General features: G+C 57.9%; 24 protein-coding genes and 1 other annotated feature (1 of these 25 only partly in view). Of the genes, 13 read left to right on the top strand and 11 right to left on the bottom strand.

Annotated features, from left to right (window positions below):
* Window positions 1–259 precede the first annotated feature (259 nt).
* Window positions 260–1,093: a posphoenolpyruvate synthetase regulatory kinase/phosphorylase PpsR gene (gene ppsR, locus ACQG22_RS09630; RefSeq protein WP_023620693.1), complete on the top strand. Its 834-nt coding sequence runs from the start codon at window positions 260–262 to the stop codon at window positions 1,091–1,093.
* Window positions 1,094–1,245: 152 nt separating this feature from the next.
* Window positions 1,246–2,292 carry a 3-deoxy-7-phosphoheptulonate synthase AroH gene (gene aroH / locus ACQG22_RS09625; RefSeq protein WP_369706612.1) on the top strand — a complete coding sequence of 349 codons (1,047 nt, stop codon included), beginning with the start codon at window positions 1,246–1,248 and terminating at the stop codon, window positions 2,290–2,292.
* Window positions 2,293–2,382: 90 nt separating this feature from the next.
* Here the strand turns inward: aroH and ACQG22_RS09620 are convergent, their stop codons facing one another.
* Window positions 2,383–3,558 (bottom strand): IS4 family transposase, encoded by a 1,176-nt coding sequence (locus ACQG22_RS09620; protein ID WP_038418736.1) that lies wholly within the window; start codon window positions 3,556–3,558, stop codon window positions 2,383–2,385.
* A 232-nt stretch (window positions 3,559–3,790) separates the two neighbouring features.
* Here ACQG22_RS09620 and hemP point away from each other — a divergent pair, with 232 nt between their 5' ends.
* The 6 genes from hemP (at window position 3,791) to ACQG22_RS09590 (ending at window position 9,691) form a co-directional block, all read left to right on the top strand.
* A complete protein-coding gene (gene hemP, locus ACQG22_RS09615) occupies window positions 3,791–3,973 on the top strand; it encodes a hemin uptake protein HemP (protein WP_020688348.1) in 183 nt (60 codons plus the stop codon).
* Window positions 3,974–4,049: 76 nt separating this feature from the next.
* Complete coding sequence (locus ACQG22_RS09610; RefSeq protein ID WP_369706444.1) at window positions 4,050–6,035, top strand: TonB-dependent hemoglobin/transferrin/lactoferrin family receptor; 1,986 nt, start codon at window positions 4,050–4,052, stop codon at window positions 6,033–6,035.
* 45 nt (window positions 6,036–6,080) lie between these two features.
* Window positions 6,081–7,109 carry a hematinate-forming heme oxygenase ChuS gene (gene chuS / locus ACQG22_RS09605; protein WP_040019718.1) on the top strand — a complete coding sequence of 343 codons (1,029 nt, stop codon included), beginning with the start codon at window positions 6,081–6,083 and terminating at the stop codon, window positions 7,107–7,109.
* The gene (locus ACQG22_RS09600) at window positions 7,106–7,927 is read left to right on the top strand and encodes a heme/hemin ABC transporter substrate-binding protein (RefSeq protein ID WP_369706443.1); all 822 of its coding nucleotides are present in this window, start codon (window positions 7,106–7,108) and stop codon (window positions 7,925–7,927) included. Before chuS ends, ACQG22_RS09600 begins: the two co-directional genes overlap by 4 nt.
* Window positions 7,927–8,919: a FecCD family ABC transporter permease gene (locus tag ACQG22_RS09595; RefSeq protein ID WP_369706442.1), complete on the top strand. Its 993-nt coding sequence runs from the start codon at window positions 7,927–7,929 to the stop codon at window positions 8,917–8,919. Before ACQG22_RS09600 ends, ACQG22_RS09595 begins: the two co-directional genes overlap by 1 nt.
* Window positions 8,912–9,691 carry a heme ABC transporter ATP-binding protein gene (locus ACQG22_RS09590; protein WP_148791112.1) on the top strand — a complete coding sequence of 260 codons (780 nt, stop codon included), beginning with the start codon at window positions 8,912–8,914 and terminating at the stop codon, window positions 9,689–9,691. The genes ACQG22_RS09595 and ACQG22_RS09590 overlap by 8 nt, the downstream gene beginning before the upstream one ends.
* On the opposite strand, the gene ACQG22_RS09585 is transcribed toward ACQG22_RS09590, so the two are convergent.
* Window positions 9,670–10,581, bottom strand: coding sequence for a LysR family transcriptional regulator (locus ACQG22_RS09585; RefSeq protein ID WP_013096988.1), 912 nt, complete (start codon window positions 10,579–10,581; stop codon window positions 9,670–9,672). The genes ACQG22_RS09590 and ACQG22_RS09585 overlap by 22 nt on opposite strands.
* Before the next feature lie 140 nt (window positions 10,582–10,721).
* Between ACQG22_RS09585 and ACQG22_RS09580 the strand changes: the two genes are divergently transcribed.
* Genes ACQG22_RS09580 through ACQG22_RS09560 form a run of 5 tightly spaced genes read left to right on the top strand, consistent with a single transcriptional unit; the run spans window position 10,722 to window position 15,495 of the window.
* Entirely contained in the window at window positions 10,722–11,429 is a 708-nt protein-coding gene (locus ACQG22_RS09580) for a CoA transferase subunit A (protein ID WP_013096989.1), read from the top strand.
* Window positions 11,430–11,431: 2 nt separating this feature from the next.
* Window positions 11,432–12,088 carry a CoA transferase subunit B gene (locus ACQG22_RS09575; protein ID WP_020688356.1) on the top strand — a complete coding sequence of 219 codons (657 nt, stop codon included), beginning with the start codon at window positions 11,432–11,434 and terminating at the stop codon, window positions 12,086–12,088.
* Window positions 12,089–12,097: 9 nt separating this feature from the next.
* Window positions 12,098–13,279 carry an acetyl-CoA C-acetyltransferase gene (locus ACQG22_RS09570; RefSeq protein WP_038980282.1) on the top strand — a complete coding sequence of 394 codons (1,182 nt, stop codon included), beginning with the start codon at window positions 12,098–12,100 and terminating at the stop codon, window positions 13,277–13,279.
* 43 nt (window positions 13,280–13,322) lie between these two features.
* Window positions 13,323–14,714, top strand: coding sequence for a GntP family permease (locus ACQG22_RS09565; RefSeq protein WP_013096992.1), 1,392 nt, complete (start codon window positions 13,323–13,325; stop codon window positions 14,712–14,714).
* A 10-nt stretch (window positions 14,715–14,724) separates the two neighbouring features.
* A complete protein-coding gene (locus ACQG22_RS09560) occupies window positions 14,725–15,495 on the top strand; it encodes a 3-hydroxybutyrate dehydrogenase (RefSeq protein ID WP_013096993.1) in 771 nt (256 codons plus the stop codon).
* 39 nt (window positions 15,496–15,534) lie between these two features.
* Here the strand turns inward: ACQG22_RS09560 and selO are convergent, their stop codons facing one another.
* The 9 genes from selO to pheS all read right to left on the bottom strand — a co-directional run bounded on the left by selO (window position 15,535) and on the right by pheS (window position 24,688).
* Window positions 15,535–16,977 carry a protein adenylyltransferase SelO gene (gene selO / locus ACQG22_RS09555; RefSeq protein WP_045295830.1) on the bottom strand — a complete coding sequence of 481 codons (1,443 nt, stop codon included), beginning with the start codon at window positions 16,975–16,977 and terminating at the stop codon, window positions 15,535–15,537.
* Window positions 16,978–17,041: 64 nt separating this feature from the next.
* Window positions 17,042–17,752 (bottom strand): EAL domain-containing protein, encoded by a 711-nt coding sequence (locus ACQG22_RS09550; RefSeq protein WP_020688361.1) that lies wholly within the window; start codon window positions 17,750–17,752, stop codon window positions 17,042–17,044.
* 293 nt (window positions 17,753–18,045) lie between these two features.
* The gene (locus ACQG22_RS09545) at window positions 18,046–18,510 is read right to left on the bottom strand and encodes a C40 family peptidase (protein WP_023620702.1); all 465 of its coding nucleotides are present in this window, start codon (window positions 18,508–18,510) and stop codon (window positions 18,046–18,048) included.
* A 74-nt stretch (window positions 18,511–18,584) separates the two neighbouring features.
* Window positions 18,585–19,340, bottom strand: coding sequence for a vitamin B12 ABC transporter ATP-binding protein BtuD (gene btuD, locus ACQG22_RS09540; protein WP_045902862.1), 756 nt, complete (start codon window positions 19,338–19,340; stop codon window positions 18,585–18,587).
* On the bottom strand, window positions 19,340–19,891 hold the full coding sequence (locus ACQG22_RS09535; protein ID WP_020688363.1) for a glutathione peroxidase: 552 nt from the start codon (window positions 19,889–19,891) through the stop codon (window positions 19,340–19,342). Before ACQG22_RS09535 ends, btuD begins: the two co-directional genes overlap by 1 nt.
* A 22-nt stretch (window positions 19,892–19,913) precedes the next feature.
* Window positions 19,914–20,894, bottom strand: a complete 981-nt coding sequence (btuC, locus tag ACQG22_RS09530; RefSeq protein ID WP_095907708.1) for a vitamin B12 ABC transporter permease BtuC — start codon at window positions 20,892–20,894, stop codon at window positions 19,914–19,916.
* Window positions 20,895–20,997: 103 nt separating this feature from the next.
* Window positions 20,998–21,297 (bottom strand): integration host factor subunit alpha, encoded by a 300-nt coding sequence (gene ihfA / locus ACQG22_RS09525; RefSeq protein WP_013097001.1) that lies wholly within the window; start codon window positions 21,295–21,297, stop codon window positions 20,998–21,000.
* A 4-nt stretch (window positions 21,298–21,301) separates the two neighbouring features.
* A complete protein-coding gene (gene pheT / locus ACQG22_RS09520) occupies window positions 21,302–23,689 on the bottom strand; it encodes a phenylalanine--tRNA ligase subunit beta (RefSeq protein WP_095907707.1) in 2,388 nt (795 codons plus the stop codon).
* A gap of 15 nt (window positions 23,690–23,704) precedes the next feature.
* Window positions 23,705–24,688 carry a phenylalanine--tRNA ligase subunit alpha gene (gene pheS / locus ACQG22_RS09515; RefSeq protein ID WP_013097003.1) on the bottom strand — a complete coding sequence of 328 codons (984 nt, stop codon included), beginning with the start codon at window positions 24,686–24,688 and terminating at the stop codon, window positions 23,705–23,707.
* Between the two features lie 62 nt (window positions 24,689–24,750).
* Window positions 24,751–24,811 (bottom strand) — a sequence feature (Phe leader region); it runs 64 nt beyond the window's last position.

Below are 24,811 nucleotides of genomic sequence, written 5' to 3'. Positions count from 1 at the left end.
GCTAAAAAAACGGTGAATCGTGTAAGCAATTTAAATTTTCAACTTTTCGGATACTTTCCCTCCACCGGATAAGCCGATGATTCCTATATATTCAGCCAAAAACCACAAAAATGACGTCGCTATTTGAAAAATGAAATCCACTTTTCAGGAAAATCAAAAACACCATTTCATTTTAAATTCAGATAACTTCTTTGCTGTGCAATTAACTTTTTTAATTTATGCTTTCAGACAATTAGGTCCGATATTCAGGGTGGATAAAATGGATAATGCTGTCGATCGCCACGTTTTTTATATTTCTGATGGTACGGCGATTACCGCCGAGGTGCTGGGGCATGCGGTGATGTCACAGTTCCCCGTTTCGATTAACAGCATCACGCTGCCGTTTGTGGAAAATGAGAGCCGCGCGCGGGCGGTCAAGGACCAGATTGATGCCATTTACCAGCAGACGGGCGTGCGCCCGCTGGTGTTCTACTCCATCGTGATCCCGGAAATTCGCAACATCATTCTGCAAAGCGAAGGCTTTTGTCAGGATATCGTGCAGGCGCTGGTGGCTCCGCTGCAGAGCGAACTGAAGCTCGACCCGACCCCCATCGCCCACCGAACCCACGGGCTGAACCCTGGCAACCTGACCAAATACGATGCGCGTATCGCCGCCATTGACTACACCCTGGCGCATGACGACGGCATCTCGCTGCGAAACCTCGACCAGGCGCAGGTCATTTTGCTGGGCGTCTCGCGCTGCGGCAAAACCCCTACCAGCCTCTACCTGGCGATGCAGTTTGGTATTCGTGCCGCCAACTACCCGTTCATTGCCGATGATATGGACAATCTGGTGCTGCCTGCCGCCCTGAAGCCGCTGCAGCACAAGCTGTTCGGGCTGACCATTAATCCGGAGCGCCTTGCCGCCATCCGCGAAGAGCGCCGCGAGAACAGCCGCTACGCCTCCATGCGCCAGTGTCGAATGGAGGTCTCCGAAGTGGAAGCGCTGTACCGCAAAAACCAGATCCCTTGGCTGAACAGCACCAACTATTCGGTCGAAGAGATCGCCACCAAAATTCTCGACATCATGGGTCTTAATCGTCGCATGTACTAATATGCTAGTACATTAGCTCAGATTCAGGTATCATCCACCACATCCTCGGGGCGGAGCCGCCCCGAACTTGAAATCAGCAGGGATTGGTTTAAGGTGATGCCCATCACTTCCCGGTAGTCTGCCGATGAAGCCAAAAATTTCTGAGACATTCCATGAATAAAACCGACGAACTCCGCACAGCGCGCATTGACAGCCTGGTTACACCGGCTGAACTGGCACAGCGGCATCCACTTTCCGCAGGCGTTGCGGAGCATGTTACGGCCTCGCGCCGACGCATTGAAAAAATTCTTAATGGTGAAGACAAACGTCTTCTGGTGGTAATTGGCCCCTGCTCGATCCATGACCTGAACGCGGCAATGGATTATGCAAAACGGCTACAGGGGCTGCGGGAACAACACCAGCATCGCCTTGAGATCGTGATGCGGACCTACTTTGAAAAACCCCGTACTGTGGTGGGCTGGAAAGGATTAATTTCAGACCCCGATCTCAACGGCAGCTATCGCGTTAACCATGGGATTGAGCTGGCACGTAAGCTGCTTTTGCAGGTGAATGAGCTGGGCGTTCCCACGGCCACCGAGTTTCTCGATATGGTGACCGGCCAGTTTATCGCCGATCTGATCAGCTGGGGCGCGATTGGCGCGCGGACCACCGAGAGCCAGATCCACCGTGAAATGGCCTCTGCCCTCTCCTGCCCGGTCGGGTTTAAAAACGGAACCGATGGCAACACCCGGATTGCGGTCGATGCGATCCGCGCTGCGCGTGCCAGCCACATGTTCCTCTCGCCGGATAAGAGCGGCCAGATGACCATCTACCAGACCAGCGGTAACCCGTACGGGCATATCATTATGCGCGGCGGCAAGAAACCGAACTATCACGCCGGGGATATCGCCGCGGCCTGTGAAACGCTGGCCGAGTTCGATCTGCCGGAACATCTGGTGGTGGACTTCAGCCACGGTAACTGTCAGAAACAGCACCGTCGCCAGCTGGATGTCTGCGATGAGATCTGCCAGCAGATCCGCAGCGGTTCAAGCGCCATTGCGGGCATTATGGCCGAAAGCTTTATCCGCGAAGGCACGCAGAAAATCGTGTCGGGTCAGCCGCTGGTTTACGGCCAGTCGATCACCGACCCGTGCCTGAGCTGGGAAGACAGCGAACTGCTGCTGGAGAAGCTGGCGTCGGCGGTAGATTCGCGCTTCTGATGTTATTGTCGGGTGGCGCTGCGCTTACCCGGCCTACGATCCGTGCCCTTCTCCCTCTCCCTGTGGGCTGAGGGATCCCCAGTAATATGGTCATGCCACCATGACCATATTACTGTACTCTTTTCCCAGCTTTTTCATCTCGTTAACTATATTCAGCCGTCTCACTTTCCCGGGCTCATGCCGGATGACTTCTTCTGCCAGACTCAGGTATGACAGAACCCGTCTGTGCCTGATGCTGCTTGCCTGATAGTGCCAGTGTAAACACTGCCTTTCTGCCCTGTAACCTGCCAGCCACATCACCAGGCTTGCCATTGCCGCGACCATATTCAGCACTTCCAGTCGCCCTTTTCCCTGACTCCGGCTCAGCCTCAGACCGAACCCGAAGCGTGGACTTTTGTCGTCCCGGAAGTTTTGTTCTATCTGCATTCTGCGGCTGTACAGGGCCATTATCTGGTGCGGCTCCAGTCCCTCTGCATTACTGAACAGCAGCCAGGGCTCCCGCGCGCTACTGCGGTGTTCCCGCTGTGTTTTCGGCATCCCCCCTTTTCCCTGACGCCCTGCGTCAGGGCGCTTATGCAGATAGAACCGGCCGTAACAGGGCGTTCGTGGTTTACGGGACAGGACACCGTAACCCACGCAGACCGGTTGTCCGGTAGCCTCAAGCTCACTGATTTTCATCCACTTTTTATCTCCGTCCAGCCGGAAGCTGATGCAGCCCCTGACCCTGCCGGTGAAGCTCCAGCCCAGCTGGCTGACATGCCGGAACCAGTCTGTCCGGAAGCCTGCATCCGTAATGATGGTGACGGCTTTATCTTTCGGGATGGCATCATGCAGGCGGTCAAGGAAGCGGCACTGTACATCACTGTTCTGCGCCAGCTCTGCGGGGACAACCTCACTCATAAGCGGCAGTGAGCGACCATTACAGACCAGGCTTGCCCGCAGAAGATACCAGTTCCTGTCATGCCAGCCTGTCCAGTCGACAGCAATCACACAGAAGGGCATCAGGGAGGTGATGGTATGTGTGAGCAGGTGCTGAATACGGGGAATATCCCGGTGAAGGGCGGTATTACCCAGGGCACGGTCAACACGTTTAATTTTATTTTTGACGTGCGCCCTGCCGGGAAGAGTGCGACCAAGGCTGGTCAGGGTCAGATCCGCACCGTGCGTGAGGGCAACGGCCATGGAAACAAGGACATTAATCCGGAAGCTGTGAACGTCCGGTAAAGACGCGGAGAAAAATTTCTGGCAGACTGTCTGTAAAGGCACGATGAGGTCTCTTCTGATTTGTTAGCGCAACCAGTAGATCACACTTCATCGTGCTTTTCATTTTTCTGGGGAACCCTCAGCCCTGTGGGAGAGGGTCGGGGTGAGGGCATCTGACCGCACTTCACCCCCAAATTTGATCCTCTCACCCTTTTTTCACAAAAACGCTTGCCGCGAATTTGCAGTTTATTGATAATGATTATCATTGTTACATTGATTGTTATTTATAAACATTATGTCACGTACGGATAACACTGCGGCAACGCCGCCAAAAACAGACACAGCATCTGCCCCCGCCGAGCGTCGCATTGACAGCAAAACCCTGCTGGGCGATGAGGGACGGGTCATTATCGAGCATGACGGTCAACGCTACCTGCTGCGCCAGACCCATGCCGGAAAATTGATCCTCACAAAATAAACAACACAAAAACTCCGCCAGCCACCCAGGTGAACCCCAGGCAGCCAGCGCTTTCAATTCTTAATGGAGAGTTGCTATGCCACACCTGCCTTCCGCGCCTTTACGTCCGTCACTTCTGGCGCTGGCGATTGTCAGCACCCTGCCGGGCGTCGCGTTTGCTACCACAGATGAAATGACCGTGACCGCCACGGGTAACGCCCGTAGCGCCTTCGAAGCCCCCATGATGGTAAGCGTGATTGACGCCAGCACACCGGATAAACAAACTGCCAGCTCGGCAGCCGACCTGCTGCGTAACGTCCCCGGCCTGACGCTCGATGGCACCGGACGTACCAACGGCCAGGACGTTAACCTGCGCGGTTATGACCGTCGCGGCGTGCTGGTACTGGTTGACGGCGTGCGCCAGGGAACCGACACCGGCCACCTGAACAGCACGTTCCTCGATCCGGCGCTGATTAAACGTATCGAAGTGGTGCGCGGTCCGTCGGCCCTGCTGTACGGCAGCGGCGCGCTGGGCGGTGTGATTGCCTATGACACCGTCGATGCCAAAGATCTGCTTGAGTCGGGTAAAAACAGCGGCTATCGGGTGTTCGCTACCGGTGCGACGGGCGATCACAGCATCGGCATGGGGGCCAGCGCCTATGGCCGCACCGATACCCTGGACGGGCTGCTCTCCTGGTCGAGCCGGGATCGTGGCGATCTGCGCCAGAGTGACGGCACCACCGCCCCGAACGACGAATCCATTCAGAACATGCTGGCGAAGGGTAGCTGGAAAATCGACGCGGCTCAGAGCCTGACCGGCTCCCTGCGCTATTACAATAACGCTGCACAGGAGCCGAAAAACCCGCAAACCAGTGCAGCAGACAGCAGCAGTAACCCGCTGACCGACCGCTCCACCATCCAGCGTGACGCGCAGCTCGGCTATCACCTTGCCCCACAGGGTAACGACTGGCTGAACGCCGACGCGAAAATTTACTGGTCCGAAGCGCGTATCAACGCCCAGAACATCGACGGCAGCGGTGAGTTTCGCAAACAGACCACCAAAGGCGGCAAAGTGGAGAACCGCACCCGCCTGTTCAGCGATTCCTTTGCGTCGCACCTGCTGACCTACGGCGGTGAGTATTATCGTCAGGAGCAACGCCCGGGCGGGGCAACAACGGGCTTCCCGCAGGCACAAATCGATTTCAGCTCCGGCTGGCTGCAGGATGAAATCACCCTGCGCGACCTCCCCGTGACCCTTCTTGGCGGCACGCGCTACGACAACTACCGCGGCAGCAGCGACGGCTACAAGGATGTGGATGCCGATAAGTGGTCCTCCCGTGCCGGGTTAACCGTCAGCCCGACCGACTGGCTGATGCTGTTCGGCTCTTACGCGCAGGCGTTCCGCGCGCCAACCATGGGCGAAATGTATAACGACGCCAAACACTTCTCCATTGGCCGCTTCTATACCAACTACTGGGTGCCCAACCCCAATCTGCGCCCGGAAACCAACGAAACGCAGGAGTATGGTTTTGGTCTGCGCTTTGATGATCTGATGCTGGCCAACGATGCGCTGGAGTTTAAAGCCAGCTATTTCGATACCAACGCCAAAGACTACATCTCCACCACCGTCGATTTTGCGGCGGCGACCACCATGTCATATAACGTCCCGAACGCCAAAATCTGGGGCTGGGACGTGATGGCGAAATACTCCGCCGACCTGTTCAACCTCGACCTCGCCTATAACCGCACGCGCGGAAAAGATACCGACACGGGCGAGTATATTTCCAGCATCAACCCGGATACCGTCACCAGCAAGCTGGATATTCCGCTGGCACAAAGCGGCTTCTCCGTCGGCTGGATCGGCACCTTTGTCGATCGCTCAACGCACATCAGCAGCAGCTACAGCGAGCAACCCGGCTACGCGGTTAACGATTTCTACGTGAGCTACACCGGCCAGGCGCAGCTTAAAGGCGTCACCACGACGCTGGTGCTGGGCAACGCCTTCGACAAACAATACTGGTCGCCACAGGGCATTCCGCAGGATGGTCGAAACGGGAAGATTTTCGTCAGTTATCAATGGTAATCCCCGCCCCGGCTGCCCGGGGCAATGCTTTGAGAGGAAAAGACAATGAATCACTACACACGCTGGCTTGAGCTAAAAGAAGAAAATCCGGGTAAGTACGCGCGCGACATTGCAGGTTTAATGAACATCAGCGAAGCCGAGCTGACCTTCGCCCGTGTGGGCCATGACGCCTGGCGCCTGCGCGGTGACGTCCGCGAGATCCTGGCCGCGCTGGAAGCGGTGGGCGAAACCAAATGCATCTGCCGCAACGACTACGCCGTTCACGAGCAGGTCGGCGCCTTTACCCATCAACACCTGAGCGGCCACGCCGGGCTGATCCTCAACCCGCGCGCGCTGGATCTGCGCCTGTTCCTTAACCAGTGGGCGAGCGTATTTCATATCAGCGAGGCCACCGCCCACGGCGAGCGGCAGAGCATTCAGTTCTTCGACCACCAGGGCGACGCCCTGCTGAAGGTTTACGCCACGGATAACACCGACCTCACCGCCTGGGGCGATCTGCTCACCCGCTTTATCTTTGCCGGGAATCCGCCGCTGGCGTTGAAAACGGCCGATGTCCCGGCTCACGCTGAAAACCCGGACGCCTCGCTCGTGGACACAGAGTGGCGTGCCATGACCGACGTGCATCAGTTCTTCAGCCTGCTCAAGCGCCACAACCTCAGCCGTCAACAGGCGTTTCGCCTGGTGGGCGACGATCTGGCCTGCAGGGTCGACAACACCGCGCTGGCCCAGCTGCTGGAAACGGCACGCCAGGACGGGAACGAAATTATGATTTTCGTCGGTAACCGCGGCTGCGTGCAGATCTTCACCGGCGTGGTGGAAAAACTGATGCCGATGAAGGGCTGGCTGAACATCTTCAACCCGGCTTTCACCCTGCATCTGCTGGAAGGGGCCATCGCCGAATCCTGGGTCACGCGCAAACCGACGGCTGACGGACATGTCACCAGCCTGGAGCTGTTTGCCGCCGACGGCACGCAGATTGCCCAGCTGTACGGCCAGCGGAGCGAAGGCGAACCCGAGCAGAGTCAGTGGCGCAGCCAGATCGACGCCTTAACGGCAAAAGGGCTGGCCGCATGAAAAAATGGCTTGCCCTGATCAGCGCCCTGCCGTTGCTGGCATTTGCTGCGCCGCAGGAGAAAATCGTCGCGCTCGGCGGCGACGTTACCGAGATTGTCTATGCGCTCGGCGCGGCATCTTCGCTGGTGGCACGCGACAGCACCAGCCAGTGGCCACAGGCGGCAAACACGCTGCCGGACGTGGGCTATCTGCGCCAGCTGAATGCCGAAGGCATTTTGTCCATGCGCCCCACGCTGGTGCTGGCCAGTGCACAGGCACAGCCGTCTCTGGCGTTAAAACAGGTAGAGCAGAGTCATGTCAGGGTGATCACCGTTCCGGCAGGCAATGACCTCAACGTTATCGATGAAAAGGTTCGGGTTATCGCTGAGGCGACACACCGCGAGGCAGAAGGGAAAACCCTGCGCAACTCGCTGCGTCAGGCGCTGGCGGCGCTTCCCGCGTCACCGCTCAATAAACGGGTGCTGTTTATTCTCAACCACGGCGGGATGACCGCGATGGCCGCCGGGCAACAAACCGCGGCGGATGCTGCCATTCGTGCGGCAGGGCTGCAGAACGCGATGCAGGGCTTCACTCGCTATCAGCCGCTGTCTCAGGAAGGCGTTATCGCCAGTCAGCCCGACCTGGTGGTGATCTCGCAGGATGGCGTGAACGCTCTGGGTGGGGCGGATGCGGTGTGGCAACTGCCCGGTCTGGCGCAAACTCCAGCGGGACGTCACCGGCAGATGCTGGCCATCGACGATATGGCGCTGCTGGGCTTTAGCGTGCGAACGCCACAGGCGATCCAGCAGTTACGCCGTAAAGCGGAGCAATTGCCCTGATGTCCCGACGCGCCGTACTGGCATTGTGGTTGCTGGCCGCGCTGCTGGCCGTCATGACGCTGGCGGCCAGCGGTGTGGGCGCGTTGCGCCTGCCGGTCAGCCTGCTGTGGAGCGGCAGCGACGACGCGCTGCGTCAGATCTGGCTGACAATCCGCCTGCCCCGCGTGCTGCTGGCGCTGGCGATCGGCGGTTCGCTGGCGCTGGCTGGCTGCGTGATGCAGGGACTGTTTCGTAACCCGCTGGCCGATCCGGGCCTGCTGGGGATCAGCAGCGGCGCAGCACTCGCCGTCGCGCTGTGGGTGGTTCTTCCGCTCTCGCTGCCTGCGCTGGTGATGCTGTACGCCCCGATGCTGGCGGCATTTCTCGGTGCGCTGGCCGCGACTTTCGTCATTTTCCTGCTTAACCGGCAACGTGACAGTTCCCTGTCGCGGCTGCTGCTGGTGGGGATTGCCATCAATGCCCTGTGCGGGGCGGCCGTCGGCGTGCTGTCATGGCTCAGTAATGATGCCCAGCTTCGCCAGCTCTCACTCTGGGGCATGGGCAGCCTCGGCCAGGCGCAGTGGTCAACGCTGCTGGCCGTCTGCTCGCTGATGGTTCCCACCGTGCTGGTTATCTGGCGCCTGGCTGGCGCGCTTAATTTGCTACAGCTTGGCGAAGAAGAGGCGCACTACCTCGGGGTGGAGGTGGCCGTTGTACAGCGGCTCCTGCTGCTGTGCAGCGCCCTGCTGGTGGCCGCCGCGGTGGCCGTCAGCGGTGTCATCGGCTTTGTTGGTCTTGTGGTGCCACACCTGGTGCGCATGTGGCTGGGGGCCGATCACCGGGCGGTGATCCCCGGCTCGGTGCTGGCCGGTGCGTTACTGTTGCTGGCTGCCGATACGCTGGCGCGTACCCTGGTCGCCCCGGCGGAAATGCCGGTCGGTTTATTGACCAGTCTTCTCGGTGCGCCGTGGTTCCTGTGGCTTATCTTTCGTCGCGGAGGTGCGCATGGCTGAACGCTACTGTGCGGAAAATATTGTCTTTCACGCCGGGCAACGGACGCTGATCGACGACGTGTCGCTGACCCTCTCTCAGGGCGAACTGGTGGCGTTGATTGGCCCCAACGGTGCCGGGAAATCGACCCTGTTACGCCTGCTTACCGGCTATCTCAAACCCGCGAGCGGACGGTGCAGTCTGGCGGGAACGCCGCTTGCGGCCTGGCCGCCGGACAGACTCTCCCGCTACCGGGCGGTCATGCGCCAGAATACCCAGCTCGGATTCGACTGGCCGGTAGAAGCGGTGATCGGGATGGGGCGAGCGCCGTGGACGCGACGCCCTGAGGCGTTGGTGATTGAGGAGGTGATGGCCATCTCCGGCTGTTTACCACTGGCGGGCAGGCAGTTTGCGGCACTCTCCGGCGGGGAGCAGCAACGCGTTCAACTCGCCCGCGCGCTGGCACAGCTCTGGTGCGACGGTGCGCCGCGCGGCTGGCTGTTTCTGGATGAACCCACGTCCGCGCTGGATCTTTACCACCAGCAGCATCTGCTGCGCCTGCTCTCTTCCCTGACCCGTCGGGGGCATTTGCATGTCTGTGTTGTGCTGCACGATCTCAATCTGGCGGCGCTGTGGGCGGATCGGATCCTGTTGTTACATAACGGCAAAATGGTCGCTCAGGGGGCCCCGGAGGCGGTTCTGCAGGCCGATACGCTGACGCGCTGGTACGGCGCGCAGGTGCAGGTTGGCCGACACCCGGCTCATGCTGCACCTCAGGTGTTTCTCGCCCCCTGATCGGGCTGATAAAAATCTTTCAGGGTTTCCAGCAGGGCATGCGCCGCTTTTGAGAGCTGCGTGTGCCCTGGATGGATCACCCCGATACATTTTTCTATCGGCGGGCTGTCCAGCGGAATACAGACCGCACCCAGCGATGTCATCTGCGCCTCGCACAGCGCCGGTACGGCACTGCCGCCCAGCCCGCTGGCGACCATCCTTCCTACCGTCACCAGCTGATGGCTCTCCAGCGCCACCTCCAGCTTGCGGCCGCTACGGGCCAGCTCCTCTTCCATCATCAGGCGCACCGCCGAGGGGCGCTGCAGGGTAATGAAATCCAGCGTCAGCAGTTCATTCCAGGAAAGGCGTTTTTTCACCGCAAGGGGGGACGCTTTCGGCACAATGGCGACAAACCGGTCGAGGCCCAGCGGCGTAAACAGCAGGTTATGCGTCGGCGCTGGTTCAAAGGCGATCCCCATCTCGACCCGCCCTTCCCGCACCATCTCAATCACCTGTTCGTTGATGACATCATGCACGGTGACGTTGATCCCGGCATGGCGATCGCGAAACGCTTTCAGCACCTCCGGCAGGACGTTAGCCGCAAACGACGGCATGGCCGCGACCGAGATTTTGCCGCGCTGCAACGTAAAGCACTGGTGCATTGCCTCTTCCACGTTATCCCAGTCAGCCAGCAGCTGCCGCGCCATCGGTAAAAAGGTTTCGCCCTCCTGCGTCAGGGTGACCTTACGCGTGCTTCGCTGCAGCAGCGGGCCCCCCAGCGCATCCTCCAGCCCTTTAATCGTCAGGCTGAGGGCAGGCTGAGAAAGATTTAACCGTTCGCTGGCGTGCGCAAAATTGAGAGTGTGAGCTACCGCTAAAAACGCGCGTAACTGTTTGACACTCATTCTCATTTTTCATCCTGTTAACTAATTGAAAAAATTTAGTTAACAGGAAATTAATAAAAAAACCAAATGAGTGAGTCACAAATTCAAAATTAACAAAAGAGTCGTCGCCCCCAATGATACCGCCACGGACAACAGGAGGGATGGCTATGGCAGGACTGGATAAACGCGTCGGCAGCTATGCGCAGGCGCTGGAGGGGCTGGCGGACGGGATGACATTGCTGGCGGGCGGCTTTGGCCTGTGCGGTATTCCTGAAAATCTGATTGCGGAAGTCAAACGCCGTCAGGTGCAGGGCCTGACGGTGGTATCGAACAACTGCGGCGTGGATGGTTTCGGGCTCGGGCTGCTGCTGGAGACGCGCCAGGTGCGGAAGGTGGTGGCGTCTTACGTCGGCGAGAACGCGCTGTTCGAACAGCAGGTGCTGAGCGGCGAGCTGGAGGTTGAGCTGACGCCCCAGGGCACGCTGGCCGAAAAGGTGCGCGCGGGCGGGGCCGGTATTCCGGCATTTTACACGGCCACCGGCTATGGCACGCCCGTGGCCGCCGGGAAAGAGGTACGTCAGTTTGCCGGTAAGCACTACATCCTTGAAGAGGCCATTACAGGCGATTTTGCGCTGATCAAAGGCTGGAAAGCGGACTGGTACGGCAACGTCATCTACCGCCACACCGCGCAAAATTTCAACCCGCTGATGGCCACCGCAGGACGGATAACCGTGGTGGAGGTGGAAGAGATTGTCCCGCCGGGTGAGCTGCCGCCGTCCGCCATTCACACCCCGGGAATTTACGTCGACAGGCTGATTGTCGGCCAGTTTGAGAAACGCATTGAACAGCGCACGCTGCGCGCAGAGGGAGTCTGACCATGTTAACCCGCGAACAGATGGCCATGCGCGTCGCCCGCGAGCTGCGCGACGGTTACTACGTCAACCTGGGGATCGGTATCCCGACGCTGGTGGCGAACTACATCCCGGCCGGCATGGACGTGATGCTCCAGTCAGAAAACGGACTGCTGGGGATGGGGGAATTTCCCGATGCGCAGAGCCTTGATGCCGACATGATTAACGCTGGTAAGCAGACCGTTACCGCACGAACCGGTGCCGCCATTTTCGACTCGGCCCAGTCCTTCGCCATGATCCGGGGGGGTCACGTCGACCTCACGGTGCTCGGGGCGTTTGAGGTGGACGTGGAAGGCAACATCGCCTCGTGGATGATCCCCGGAAAGATGGTGAAAGGCATGGGCGGCGCCATGGATCTTGTCGCCGGGGCGCAGAACATCATTGTCGTGATGACCCACGCGTCGAAGAGCGGTGAGTCCAAACTGCTGTCGCGCTGCACGCTACCGCTCACCGGCGTGGGCTGCATCCGCCGGGTGTTAACCGACCTGGCCCTGCTGGAAATTAAAGACGGTGCGTTCATTCTGCGTGAATACGCCCCCGGCGTCGGCATTGACGAGATCGTCAGCAAAACTGCCGGAAAAATCATCGTGGCGGACGACGTTCGCGAAATGCGCTTTAGCTGAGGACTCAACATGAAAAACGTCATGATAGTCGGGGCAACGCGAACGCCGATTGGCAGTTTTCGCGGTTCGCTCTCTCCCCTTTCCGCCGTTGAACTTGGTGCTGTCGCGGTGCGCCGCCTGCTTGAGGAGAGCTCGCTTTCGGCAGGTGACACAGACGAACTGATTTTTGGGCAGGTGCTGACGGCAGGCTGCGGACAAAACCCGGCACGTCAGACGGCTATCGCCGCCGGGCTGCCCGTCAGTACCCCTGCCACCACGGTCAATCTGGTCTGCGGCGCGGGGCTGAAGGCGGTACAGCTTGCGGCACAGGCTATCCGCTGTGGAGACGCAGAGGTGGTGATCGCGGGCGGTCAGGAGAGCATGAGCAATGCCCCTTACCTGCTGGATGGCGCCCGTTCCGGGCTGCGTTTTGGCCACACGGGCCTGCAGGACAGCATGATCGTCGACGGCCTGTGGGATGCGTTTAACGATTACCACATGGGGATCACTGCGGAAAACGTCGCCCGGCAGTACGGCATTTCACGCGAACAGCAGGATGCCTTCGCCGCCGGGTCACAGCAAAAGGCGGCGTCTGCCATCGAATCTGCTCGCTTTGAGGCCGAGATTACCCCGGTAACGGTGAAACAGGGCAAGAAGCCGCCATTGGTGATTCGTCATGACGAACAACCCCGGCCAGGAACCACCGCAGAACAGCTTGCGCAACTGCGCCCCGCGTTTCGCCAGGAGGACGGCACGGTCACGGCGGGGAATGCCTCCACCCTGAACGATGGCGCCGCCGCGGTGTTGATGATGAGCGAAGAAAAAGCGCGGGCGAGCGGACTACCGGTGCTAGGCCGGATCGTGAGCTACGCCGTTACCGGGGTCGACCCGTCCGTAATGGGCATCGGCCCCGTCAGCGCCTGCCAGACCGCGCTGGCGCGGGCAGGCTGGACGCTGGATGAGGTGGATCTCATCGAAGCCAACGAAGCTTTTGCCGCGCAGGCGCTGGCGGTTGGTAACCTGCTTGGCTGGGATGCGCGCAAGGTGAATGTTAACGGTGGCGCTATCGCGCTGGGCCATCCGATTGGTGCATCCGGCTGTCGGATCCTTGTGACGCTGCTGCATGAAATGCAGCGCCGTGACGCCAAAAAAGGGCTGGTCACTCTGTGCATAGGCGGCGGGCAAGGCATTGCGCTGACCGTCGAGCGTTAAACCTCTCATGAGTACCCGAATATAACAACAGTAAGGAGTCGCAATGAGTGTGTTAATTGCCCTGGCGGCGCTGGCGCTGCTGATGCTGGCGGCCTATCGCGGATATAGCGTTATTCTTTTTGCGCCCATTGCGGCGCTGGGTGCCGTGCTGTTAACCGACCCGGGCGCTGTCGGCCCGACGTTTACCGGCCTGTTTATGGAAAAGATGGTGGGCTTCGTCAAGCTCTACTTCCCGGTGTTCCTGCTGGGCGCCGTGTTTGGCAAGCTGATTGAACTCTCCGGCTTCTCACGCTCCATTGTTGCCGCAGCCATTCAAATCCTTGGCCGCCGCCACGCCATTCCGGTGATTGTGCTGGTCTGCGCACTGTTAACCTACGGCGGCGTGTCGCTCTTTGTGGTGGCGTTTGCCGTTTATCCTTTCGCCGCCGAACTGTTTCGCCAGAGCGGGATCCCCAAACGGCTGATCCCGGCGACCGTGGCGCTGGGGGCGTTCTCGTTCACCATGGACGCCCTGCCCGGCACGCCGCAGATCCAGAATATTATCCCCACCAGCTTCTTCGGCACTAATGCCTGGGCTGCCCCCTGGCTGGGGCTGATTGGCTCGCTGTTTATTATCTGCTTTGGCCTGCTCTGGCTGGAGCGCCAGCGGCGGAAAGCGCTCAATAACAATGAAGGTTACGGCACGGATCTGAAAAACGAACCGGAAACGCCGGACAACATTAACCTTCCCCATCCGCTGATTGCGATTTCCCCCCTGCTGGTGGTGGGGATCCTCAACCTGCTGTTTACCCGCTGGATCCCCGGCTGGTATGGCACCAGCCACGAGCTGACCCTGCCCGGACTGGCAAAGCCGATTGTGACCGAGGTCAGCAAGATCACCGCCATCTGGGCCGTGGAAGCTGCGCTGATTTCCGGTATCGTGCTGGTGCTGATCTTTGGTTTTCGCAACATCCGGGGACGTCTGGCGGAAGGCAGCCGGACGGCAGTGAGCGGCGCGATCCTGGCGGCGATGAATACCGCCTCGGAATATGGTTTCGGTGCAGTTATCGCCGCCCTGCCCGGCTTTCTGGTCTTATCCCACGCGCTGGCGGCTATTCCGAACCCGTTACTGAATGAAGCGATCAGCGTAACCGTTCTCGCCGGGATCACCGGTTCGGCTTCAGGTGGGATGAGCATTGCGCTGGCGGCCATGGCAGATAGCTTTGTCGCCGCCGCCCATGCCGCGAATATTCCGCTGGAGGTCCTGCACCGGGTGGCTTCTATGGCCAGCGGTGGCATGGATACACTCCCCCATAACGGCGCGGTGATTACGCTGCTGGCCATCACCGGTCTTAGCCATCGTCAGGCCTATGGCGGTATTTTCGCCATCACGATCATCAAAAGTCTGGCGGTGCTTTTTGTCATTGCCGTGTTCTATCTCACCGGCATTGTGTAAGGAGAATAAAATGAATCTGAACGGTAAAACGGCGCTGGTGACCGGCTCGACCAGCGGTATTGGTCTGGGCATCGCCCGCGTACTGGCAAAGGCCGGAGCGCAGCTGATCCTCAACGGTTTTGGCGACAGTGACGCAGCAAGAGAAGAGATCGCCCGGCTGGGGAAAAAACCGGGTTATCACGATGCAGATCTGCGTGACGCTCTGCAAATCGACGCGATGATGCGCTACGCCGACACGCAGTTCGGCGGAGTGGATATTCTTATCAATAATGCCGGGATACAGCATGTCGCCCCGGTTGAGGCGTTCCCGGTGGAGAAATGGAACGACATTATTGCCATTAACCTGTCGTCGGTGTTTCACACCAGCCGACTGGCGCTGCCTGCAATGCGCGAGAAAAACTGGGGACGCATCATTAATATCGCCTCCGTGCATGGGCTGGTGGCGTCAAAAGAGAAGTCAGCCTATGTCGCCGCCAAGCACGGGGTGGTCGGTTTTACAAAATCCCTGGCGCTGGAGACTGCCCGCACCGGTATTACTGCTAACGCCATCTGCCCGGGATGGGTGCTTACGCCGCTGGTTCAGCAGCAGATCGACAAACGTATCGCAGAAGGTGTGCCTGCGGATCGGGCGCGCGAGCAGTTGCTTGCGGAGAAACAGCCATCAGGAGAGTTTGTTACGCCAGAACAGCTGGGTGAACTGGCGCTGTTTTTATGTAGCGACAGCGCCGTGCACGTGCGGGGCGCGGCGTGGAATATGGACGGCGGGTGGGTCGCCCAGTGACGTATCGGCCGGGCAAGCCTGTGCTTCCCGGCCAAAACATTAGCTTGAGCAGCTGACCTCCAGCCGCTTGCCCCAGTCAGGCGGGCGGCTGACATAATCGTCGTCCCGGTCGGCAAACGGCGTGCGCAACGCTACGTGCAGCCGGTGTAATTCCGCATATTCACCTTGCTCCGCCTGCTCAATCGCCCGCTGCGCCAGCCAGTTGCGCAAGACCATCGCCGGGTTCGCCGCGTTCATCTGCGCCTGCCGGGTCGCGTCATCCACCTGCTCTTGTTGCAGGCGCGCGCGGTAAGTGGCAAACCAGTCGTCAAACGCCTGTCGGTCGATAAACTCATCGCGCAGCGGTGAGGCAGCGCTATGCTGCTCTGTCTGGCCGAGCATACGGAAGGTACGGGTATAGTCGCTGCCCTCACGCGCCATGAGCGCAAACAAGCCATTCAGAATAGCGTTATCGCCCTTCTCCTGCGTCATCAGCCCCAGCTTGTTGCGCATCAGCGTGCCGTATTCGCGCAGCAATGTCTCCTGATAGCCGTCGAGCGCATCATTCAGGGCATCAACGTCGATAAACGGCGACAGGGATTGCGCCAGACGCTGCAGATTCCACAGCCCCACCGCCGGCTGATTGTCAAAGCTGTAGCGTCCCTGATAGTCCGAGTGGTTGCAGATATACCCCGGCTGGTAGTCATCGAGAAAACCAAACGGACCGTAATCAAAGGTCAGCCCCAGAATCGACATGTTGTCGGTGTTCATCACACCATGGGCAAAGCCTACGGACTGCCAGCGGGCAATCATGATTGCCGTGCGGGCAACCACATCCCGGAACCAGAGGTGGTATTTGTCGGCCTCGTCCTGTAACTGCGGCCAGTGCCGTCGGATGGCGTAATCGGCAAGCTGGCGTACTTTTTCCGGCTCGCGGCGATAATAAAAATGTTCAAAATGGCCGAAACGCAGATGGCTTTGCGCAATGCGCATCAGCATGGCGCCTTTCTCTACCGTTTCGCGGACCACCGGGGTGTCACTGGTCACTATCGTCAGCGCGCGCGTGGTGGGAATACCCAGCGCATGCATCGCTTCCGACGCCAGACTTTCACGAATGGTTGAGCGCAGTACCGCGCGCCCATCGCCCATGCGTGAATAGGGTGTGAGACCCGCCCCTTTCAGGTGCCAGTCGACCGTCTCTCCGCCGGGGAGCTGTTGTTCGCCGAGCAGGATCCCACGGCCGTCCCCCAGCTGTCCCGCCCAGACGCCAAACTGGTGTCCGCTATAGACCTGAGCGAGGGGCTGCATGCCATCGAGCAGCGTTTCCCCTCCCCAGACGCCCGCGCCGTCTGAAGGCTGGAACATTTCCGGTGGGATAGCCAGGTCGTTCGCCAGCGAATCGTTATGCCAGACAAGACGGGAATGATGTAATGGTGTTGGTTTGAGTGCGGTATAAAAACCCGGCAACTCGTCATGCCAGTGCGCAGTAAAAGACAGGGTCATAAGTCCTCCTGCTTTTAGTGTAGAGGGTTTACCCGGACTTAAACACGGGCGAAAGAAAGGGTTATCACTGAACCAGCGTGGTGACGCGCTCTGCAGTTACGGCAGGCCACAGCGCCCCCTGCATGGCACCAAAGTTGAAGGATAAAACGCGCTGCAACAGGGCATGATCGTCAATACCGGCGACGAGCACAGACTGACAATGTGACGTTATTTGCCACAGAATAGCGCGCATAAAGGGCTCAAAAGAAAGCGCCGCCGCGTGCTGCTGGATAAACCCTTTGTCCAGAATGACACGTTTAAACAAACCATCATAAACGGCTTTAAGCGAGGCTTCACCGGCACCAAAGTTTGCCAGTACCAGCGGAAAATGAATCGCCATTCTCGCCAGTTCAGGATCGTCTTTTCCGTTATTTAAACCTGGATAATTCTCATTAACAGTAAACTCAAGAAACGGATAACGCTCAAGTATTGAAACAGCGTTCCCATTACTTAATAAAAACTCAACTATTACAGGTGTAATATTGATCCATGCAATTAACTGATGCTGAATAAAAAACAGTTTGCAGGTATCAAGCAATTGCAGTTTTTCTTGAAACAGCGCTAACTCTTCTGCCGGTGTCAGACGCGGGATAACGAGTTCAGTGGGGATCCGTACATCGCTGCCGACGCCAGTAAAGTTAACCGTCACCTCTAATCCTTTAAGCTCACCGGCATTATTGCGGGCAGGCTGGAGCAACAGCTCAGACTGGTAGGCATTATCTAACGTAATAATCATTGCACTCGCCCCGCATTAAAGATGAGAGAGGACATCCTGGAGCAATTGCTGACACAATTCCACTGTCTTGATTTTAATAAGTTTAATTTCATTAGATCCGTATTAATTTTCAGATTTATCCCTGAATCTAAAATAATCTTATCCTGGTTGCTGCGTAATAGCCAGTTTTAGATAAAACAGACACATAAGGACATAAGTAATTTGTTGTAAATTTAACTTTAATCATCTTAATTGCAAAAAAACGGCATGGTTTAATTGTGCCATGCCGTCAGAAATGCGTGGTCGGTGGCGGACTAAATACGTCGTGCCTGCCAGAAATTTTTACGCCAGTAAACATTATCGAGCGAAGAACGCATCACCCCACGACTGGTCGAGGCATGAATAAACTGGTTATCCGTATCATAAATGCCAACATGCAGACCACTTTCACCCGAGCCGGTTTTGAAAAAAACCAGGTCGCCGGGTAACAACTCATCTTTATCAATTTCGGTACCGATTTCAGCCTGTTTACGCGTTTCGCGTGGAAGCTGCAAATCAAACTTATCCCGGAACGTCATCAGCACGAAGCCGGAGCAATCCACCCCACCGCGACTCATGCCACCGTAGCGATACGGTGTCCCGCGCCAGTTGCTCAGCTGATCGTTCAGGCTGGCAATCACGGTGATTGAATCTGAAAGTCGTGGGTTAGGCGGCGGTGCGCGATGGCTACTGCATCCCGCAAGAAATAACGCTGCCACCATGAGAAACCAGAATCGCATGTCCAGACGAATCCTCTGCTTTTTTTATTCTTTTCGTAATTTAGCGTGCAATGGCGCTAACAGGCAAGAAACGGTTACTCGTGTGCGGTAGAAATCAGCATCTTATGCCCTTCGATATCCAGCCTGCGGAACGGCATATGGTAAGCACGAGCGAGATTTGGCGGCGTAAGGACGCTATCGCGCGTGCCGCTGGCAATCATCTTCCCGCGCGCCAGAAGCCAGACGCTGTGCGCATGGCGCAGCGTATGGTTAAGGTCATGGCTGCTCATCACCACGGCAATGCCTTGTTGACACAGCGCGCTGAGGAGCGTGTCCAGCGCCGCCTGTTGCGCCACGTCCAGACCGCTCATCGGCTCGTCCAGCAACAACAGTCGCCCGTGAGGGTTGCCCGCCGGATGGATCTGAAGGATCACCGCCGCCAGACGGACGCGCTGCCACTCGCCACCGGAAAGCTGGCTGGCATGCCGGGAAAGTTTGTCCTCTAACCCCAACGCCGCCGCCACTTCGGTGAGCAGCGCGGTCTGCTGTTTATCGTGCAGATGCAGCATCAGATAGTGCCAGACCGGCATCGCAAACGGCGGGACCTGCTGCTGAACAAGGTAGCTCCGCCGGTGCGCCAGCGCGACCGCCGACCAGTCACCAAGGGGGCTATCGAGCAAGGTGATCGAGCCTGGCCCGACGGTCAGCCCCGCCATGCGCGCCAGCAGCGTACTCTTCCCTGCCCCGTTCGGCCCCACCAGATGCAGGATTTCACCTGCACGGATGGCCGCCGTCACCGGCTCCAGACGCCCCGTCTCGGCAACGTCCGTGAGCTGCATCAGCTGCGTCATTATTTCGCCAGCGCCAGCTTGATTGACTCCATGACGATAGGATCTTCAGGCGTCATATCCGGAGAAAAACGCTGAACGACCTGGCCGTCACGACCAATCAGGAATTTTTCGAAATTCCACAGGATGTCGTCCGGATAGAGCGGTGCTCGCCCTTTGCTGGCCATACGCTCGTAAAAGCCACTGCCTTCCGGTGCCACGGCGGTCGGCGCGGCGGCCACCAGTTTGGCATACAGCGGGTGACGATTTTCGCCATTCACATCAATTTTGCTGAACATCGGGAACGTCACGCCATAGGTGGTGCTGCAAAACGTTTTGATCTCCTCTTCGCTGCCCGGCTCCTGACCCAGGAACTGATTGCACGGGAAGCCCAGTACGGTAAAGCCGTCTTTCTCCCAGGCTTTCTGAATGTTCTCCAGCTGCTCATACTGCGGCGTCAGACCACATTTGGAGGCTACGTTCACAATGAGCAACACGTTGCCTTTGTAGCGTTCCAGGGTGGTTTTGTCCCCGTCGATGGTGGTCACTTCGGTATTCAGAATATCAGACTGCATAGCATTTCCTCAGGTTATCGATTTAACGTCCAGCTTTTAATAGTAGCCAGATAAACACCGGCGCGCCCAGCGTGGCGGTGACCACACCGATGGGCAACTCAGCGGCGTTCAGGGCGAGCCTGGCGATGATATCCGCCACCAGCAGCGTTGCCGCACCGGCCACTGCCGAGGCGGGAAGTAAGATTCGATGGTCGGTGATGCCACACAGACGCAGCATGTGCGGGATAACCAGCCCGATAAAGCCAATCGCCCCCGCCAGCGCCACGCTCACTCCCACCAGCCAGCCAATTGCAATCACCAGCGCGTTGCGCCAGACGCCAATCGGCATCCCGAGCTGGCGGGCTGAGGTTTCACCAAGAGCGAGAATATTCAGCGGCTGCGACTGCACGCCCGCCCACAGTATGACCGGGACCAGCAGCACCATCAGCCAGCCCTGCCGCCAGTCTACGCCGCCAAACCCGCCCATCATCCAGTACATCAGCTGACGCAGATCGAACGAGGTGGAGAGGTAAACCGCCCAGGTCATCAACGCGCTGCAGATGATCCCCAACGCAACCCCGGCAAGCAGCAGCCGACTGGTTGATAAATGACGTCGTGCGAAGCGCAGAAGAATGAGGGTGATCAGCAATGCCCCGAGAATGGCGCTGAGGCTAACGCCCCAGGGGGAAAGCGCCCCACCGCCGAGCATCACCGCGGCAATCAGCCCTACACCGGCGCCATTTGAGACACCGAGCAGCCCCGGCTCTGCCAGAGGGTTTTCAAACAACGCCTGCATAATGGTGCCTGAGAGCGCCAGCGCGGCACCGACCAGGATCACCGCCAGCGTGCGCGGCAGACGAATTTGCCAGACGAAAAGCTGCCCTTCAGGACCAAACCAGCGTGCCGGGCTTAGCCACTGGTCGCCAGCACACAGGCTGAAACCGGCGGCAACAAAAAGCAGCAGTACCAGCAAAAGCAGGCGGCGTCGATCGGAACGCTGTTGGCGATGGGCAAAATCAAGCATGTGTACGGTTTTATTAGCGTGAGATGTAATTGATTTTACGGCGGGTTTGCCAGCGAGAGCAAAGAAAAAAGGCCGCGAGAGCGGCCTTTTTAGTTAGTTCATATTACTCTGTTTTGGGCGTTGCGTTTTCGACACGGCTTTTTAACTTCTGTCCGGGTCTGAAGGTCACCACGCGGCGGGCTGTAATGGGAATATCTTCCCCCGTCTTCGGGTTACGGCCCGGACGTTGGTTTTTGTCTCGCAAATCAAAATTGCCAAAGCCGGAGAGTTTTACCTGCTCACCATTTTCCAGAGCACGACGGATCTCTTCGAAAAACAGCTCTACCAGCTCTTTGGCATCCCGTTTGCTAAGCCCAAGCTTATCAAACAGATATTCTGACATTTCAGCTTTTGTAAGCGCCATAGGTTCAATCCCTCAATGATGCCTGGAATCGCTCTTTTAATGCCTCTACACATTTGGCGACGGTAGCGGCAATCTCCTCTTCTTCGAGTGTACGGCTGGTATCCTGAAGGATAAGGCTGATAGCGAGGCTCTTGAAACCTTCTGCTACGCCCTTGCCGCGGTACACGTCAAATAAGTTTACGCCAACTACCTGATTTACGCCAACTTTCTTACACTCGGCCAAAATATCTGCTGCAGGCACGTTTTCAGCGACCACAACCGCGATATCACGGCGGTTTGCCGGGAAGCGAGAGACGTCCTGCGCCTGTGGAATCACGCGGTCTGCAACCGGACTCCATTCCAGCTCAAACACGATGGTACGGCCGTTCAGGTCCAGTTTACGTTCCAGCTCAGGATGAACAACGCCAATAAAACCAATGCGTTTGCCCGCTAAATAGATAGCCGCACTTTGGCCCGGGTGGAGCGCCGGAATGGCTTCTGCACGGAATTCAATTTCAGATAATTTACCGGTCAGATCGAGAATCGCTTCCAGATCGCCCTTCATATCGTAGAAATCAACCGTGCCTTTTGCCAGGTCCCAGTGCTCTTCATAGCGATTACCGCTGATGGCGCCAGCCAGCATGAGATCCTGACGGATGCCTAAATTTGCCTGATTATCCGGCACAAAGCGCAAACCGCTTTCGAAAATTCGCACACGGTTTTGCTGACGATTCTGGTTGTAGACAATCGTGCCCAGCAGGCCGGTCCACAGAGACAGGCGCATTGCCGACATCTCGCTGGAGATCGGGCTTGGCAGGATCAGCGCCTCCTGGCCTGGATGGATCAGCTGCTGCAGCTTAGGATCGACAAAGCTGTAGGTGATCACTTCCTGATAACCTTTGTCGTTCAGCATGGTTTTCACACGCTTCAGGGAGAGATCGGCTTCACGGTGGGAGCCCATCACCAGACCGGCCTGTACCGGCTCGTCAGGGATGTTGTTGTAGCCGTAGACGCGGGCCACTTCTTCCACCAGATCTTCTTCAATCTCCATGTCGAAACGCCATGACGGCGTAACGGCTTTCCACTCGTCCTGCCCTTCCGTCACGTCGCAACCAAGACGTTTCAGAATATCGGTGACCTGTGCATCGGCAACGTGGTGGCCAATCAGGCGATCCAGCTTGCTGCGACGCAGGGTAATGGTCGCGCGCTTCGGCAGCGTGCCTTCGTTGGTTACATCAATAACCGGGCCCGCTTCGCCGCCGCAGATGTCGATCAGCAGACGGGTCGCACGTTCCATCGCTTTGTACTGCAGCGCCGGGTCAACGCCACGCTCGTAGCGGTGAGAGGCATCGGTGTGCAGACCATGACGACGCGCACGACCGGTAATAGAGAGCGGGCTGAAGAAGGCACATTCCAGCAGAACGTTTTGCGTTTCATCGTTCACACCAGAGTGTTCGCCACCGAAGATGCCGCCCATCGCCAGCGCCTTACCGTGATCGGCAATCACCAGCGTGTCGGCATTCAGTTTTGCTTCGCTGCCGTCCAGCAGAACCAGGTTTTCACCCTCTTTCGCCATACGCACGATAATCCCGCCGTCGATACGATCTTTATCGAACGCGTGCATTGGCTGGCCCAGTTCCAGCAGAACATAGTTGGTCACGTCAACAACCGCATCGATAGAACGGATACCGCAGCGACGCAGTTTTTCTTTCATCCACAGCGGGGTTGGCGCTTTGACGTTGATACCTTTCACTACACGACCGAGGTAGCGTGGGCAGGCCTCAGGCGCGTCTACCTGAATAGGCAGCACGTCGCTGATGGTAGCAGCAACCGGGGCGATTTCCGGCGCGTTCAGTTCGGTCTGGTTCAGCACCGCAACATCGCGAGCCACGCCGATAATCCCTAAGCAGTCTGCACGGTTTGGCGTCACGCTGATTTCGATGGTGTTGTCATCGAGCTTCAGGTATTCGCGGATATCGGTGCCGATTGGCGCATCCAGCGGCAGTTCAATAATGCCGTTGTGATCGTCGGAAATACCCAGCTCGGAGAACGAGCACAGCATGCCTTCAGACGGCTCGCCGCGCAGTTTGGCCGCTTTAATTTTGAAATCGCCCGGCAGCACAGCGCCGACAGTCGCCACGGCCACTTTCAGGCCCTGACGGCAGTTTGGCGCGCCGCAGACGATATCCAGCAGACGATCGCCACCCACATTAACTTTGGTGACGCGCAGTTTGTCAGCGTTAGGGTGCTGACCGCATTCAACCACTTCGCCCACGACCACGCCGGTGAAGGCGCCAGAAACCGGCTCTACACCGTCAACTTCCAGACCCGCCATGGTGATCTGGTTGGAAAGCGCTTCGCTGTCCAGTGTGGTGTTCACCCATTCGCGTAACCACAGTTCACTGAATTTCATTGTTCTGTCCTGCCCTTATTTAAACTGTTTGAGGAAACGCAGATCGTTTTCGAAGAATGCACGCAAATCGGTCACGCCATAACGCAGCATGGTCAGACGCTCCATGCCCATCCCAAACGCAAAGCCGGAGTAAACTTCCGGGTCAATACCCACGTTGCGCAGTACGTTCGGATGCACCATGCCGCAGCCCAGCACTTCCAGCCATTTGCCGTTTTTGCCCATCACGTCCACTTCCGCAGACGGTTCGGTGAACGGGAAATAGGACGGACGGAAACGAACCTGCAGATCTTCCTCAAAGAAGTTGTTCAGGAAGTCGTGCAGCGTGCCTTTCAGGTTGGTGAAGCTGATGTTTTTATCAACGATCAGCCCTTCCATCTGGTGGAACATTGGGGTGTGGGTCTGATCGTAATCGTTACGGTAGACGCGGCCCGGTGCAATGATACGGATCGGGGGTTCCTGCTCCTTCATGGTACGGATCTGTACGCCGGAGGTCTGAGTACGCAGCAGACGGGTGGCGTCGAACCAGAAAGTGTCGTGGTCAGCACGTGCCGGATGATGGCCTGGAATGTTCAGAGCGTCGAAGTTATGGTAATCATCTTCGATTTCCGGGCCAGTCGCCACGGTAAAGCCGAGCTCACCGAAGAAACTTTCAATACGATCGATGGTGCGGGTCACCGGATGCAGGCCACCGTTTTCGATACGGCGCCCAGGCAGAGAAACATCGATCGTCTCTGCCGCCAGACGCGCATTCAGCACGGCACTTTCCAGCGCCGCTTTACGCGCGTTCAGAGCCTGTTGAACCTGCTCTTTGGCTTCGTTTATCACCGCACCGGCTGCCGGGCGCTCTTCCGGCGGCAACTCACGCAGGGTAGTCATTTGAAGGGTCAGATGCCCTTTCTTACCCAAATATTCGACGCGGACATTGTCTAACGCGGCAACATCTGAGGCCTGATTAATGGCGGCTGTTGCACTGGCAACCAGCTCTGCGAGATGTGACATGATTTTCCTCATTATGTCGGTACAGACACCGATTTGGTGGACGTATTCTCTCAAATTCAGGCACAAAAAAAGCCTCCATCGGGAGGCTTATCTGGCGCTGTTTTTCGTTTCATCTTTCACGCG

The organism is Enterobacter cloacae complex sp. 309I3 (genome assembly GCF_050031595.1).
GTDB lineage: Bacteria > Pseudomonadota > Gammaproteobacteria > Enterobacterales > Enterobacteriaceae > Enterobacter > Enterobacter cloacae.
The sequence above is the reverse complement of the archived record's forward strand: the minus strand, read 5'-3'. Positions and strand labels throughout refer to the sequence as shown.